Here is a 567-nt window from a genome sequence, read left to right on the forward strand (position 1 = left end):
CCTCTCTTCTCTTTTCCTTCCTTTCTTTTTTTCTTTCTCCCTCTCCTTCCTTCCCCCTTCTCCCTCCTTTTCTTCCCTCTTCCTTCCTCTTCTTTTTTCTTCCTTTTTCCTCTCCTCCCCTTTCCCTTTTTTCTTTCCTCTTTCTTCCCTCTCTTTCCTCCTTTTTTCTCCCTTCCTTTCCTTTTCCCTTCTTCCCTCTTCTTCCCCTTCTTTCCTTCCTTCTTTCTCCTTTTTTTCCTTCTTTTTCTTTTTCCCCTCCTTCCTCTTTCTTCCTCTCCTTTTCCTTCCTCTCTCTTTTCTTTCCTCCCTCTCTTTTTCTCCCTCTCTTTCTCCCCCCCTCTCCCCCCCCTCTCCTCCTTCTTTCCTTTTCTTCCTCCCTTTTCTTCTCCCTCCCTTTTCTTTCTTTCCTTTTTTCTTCCCTTCCTTCCTTCCTTCCTCCTCCTTCCCCTCCCCTCTCCCCTCCCCCCCTTCCTCCTCTCTTCTTTTCTCTTCCTTTCTCCCTTCCCCTCCCTCTTCATTCCTCTTTCTTTCCCCTTTCTCTTCTCCCCCTCTCCTCTCCCCCTCTCC

Annotated in this window: 1 protein-coding gene; it reads right to left on the bottom strand. The window is 48.1% G+C overall.

Going from position 1 to position 567, the window contains the following annotated elements; genetic code table 11:
• Window positions 1-567: hypothetical protein (locus KH400_RS29615; protein WP_217227930.1), on the bottom strand; the 567-nt coding region annotated here is incomplete at both ends.

The sequence above is a fragment of the Desertibacillus haloalkaliphilus genome (assembly GCF_019039105.1).
Classification (GTDB): domain Bacteria; phylum Bacillota; class Bacilli; order Bacillales; family KJ1-10-99; genus Desertibacillus; species Desertibacillus haloalkaliphilus.